The sequence below is a fragment of the Carnobacterium sp. genome (genome assembly GCF_032094055.1).
In the GTDB taxonomy this organism is placed as follows: Bacteria; Bacillota; Bacilli; order Lactobacillales; family Carnobacteriaceae; genus Carnobacterium_A.
On record NZ_DAMDAK010000026.1, the window covers coordinates 6046 to 7602 of the forward strand.

Sequence of the window (1557 nt, forward strand, 5' to 3'; positions counted from 1 at the left end):
TGGAGCGTTGCCACCAAATAAAGAGCAGACCAATCAGCAGTACGCTGCCAATAACGATAAAGACAGTGATCCATGGTGACTTGGTAACTTCCATGATTCGATCAGCTGCATTTTGAAAAGCCCGGCTGAAAACTTCTTCATCTGACAAACTATTATCGTAGTAATAACGATCGATATAGTCTAAGAGGATATCACCAGCTTCTGCGTCAATAACGCTTTTTGCCTGTGTTCCGGTCACATAATAATCTGTATATTGACTCGGAACAGGTTCGTAGAATACAAGTAGGAGATGCGCCTCATCTGTAAACAACTCGTCATAAAGCTGATTGGCAAAGTTGGCCATTTCTTCATTTGTTACATTCGTACTAGTAGAACCGTCGATGTTGTCTGTGATATAAACGTAAGGTTGAACGCCAGTTTTATCATAAAAGTATTTCAATCCTTTAGTTAATTCGGTTTGGTTGCCGATCCAACCGGCTTCATCTGTAAAATAGGCAGTTTCATTTACCGAGCTTTTATCTAATGGTTCACGTTCTATCGTTGATTTCGTGATATCATTCGAACCGCCAGAACTGCTCGTGGTGCTTCCGAACAATAAGCCACCGCTAAATAAAGAAAACAGAACAAACAAGATGAATAAGATAATCAGGATTGTCCCGCATCCACATCCGGAGTTTCCTCCTCCACCGCCATAATAACTTGGCCCTCGTCCATAACGCCGCCTTGATCCGCCTGGTATAAAGATGGGCCCTGGCCTGAAAATCGGTCCACTTGAACCGCGGTTTCCGCCATAAGATCCGCGACCGGATGAACCGCCGCCACCAAATGAACCACCGCCCCTACCGCCGCCGCTGCTGCGACCGGCACCGCCTCTGTTTCCACCGAACGAACCGCCGCCGCCGCGGCTTCCGCCGAATGAACCGCCACCTCGGCTTCCACCACCTCTGCCCATAGAAGTACCTCCTCCTTTATCGTCGCATTGTTTGCTTTAAATCTAGCATAGCAAAAGAAACTCTGTCAATTTTTACGCCTTAATGACTGAGGCTTCTATCCTGCTTTGCTGTGGTGCTTTTATGGATTTTTTAACAAATAGTTGGAGTTGTACTTGTAAATATTGCGGGAAACGAGCTGAGAAGTTTATAAAAAAATATAAAAAATAAACCATAGGTATATTCCTCCTATGGTTTATTTCTCTAATTATAATACAAGTTTTCAGTCGGATATACTGGATCATTGGTGATATCGATGCCCAGTTTTTTCATTGTCTGTTCGTTTTCGCTATTCAAAATAACAGTTGAATGAGCCTGTGTATCTTTTAAATTAGGCAGTTGGTGATAAGCAAGCTGCGCTGTCGGATTAGTCACCGCACTGATTGCTAATGCAATCAGCAATTCGTTGGCACTCAATGTCGGAACTCTGCTGTTCAAATCATCAGTTTTTAAATGCTGGATAGTTTGCAGGATCATCGGAGCCAAAAGATCTATTTCATCTGAAATATTGGCCAGCGACTTTAAAGCATTCAGAATGGCAGCAGCTGAAGCATCCATCAGCGTTGTA

Annotated in this window: 1 protein-coding gene and 1 pseudogene; both read right to left on the reverse strand. The window is 43.6% G+C overall.

Going from position 1 to position 1557, the window contains the following annotated elements:
- On the reverse strand, positions 1-952 hold a 952-nt coding region (locus tag RT405_RS05755; protein ID WP_313468329.1), incomplete at its 3' end, for a TPM domain-containing protein.
- A 241-nt stretch (positions 953-1193) separates the two neighbouring features.
- Positions 1194-1557 (reverse strand): annotated as a pseudogene (locus RT405_RS05760) (DUF1846 domain-containing protein); the annotation flags it as partial.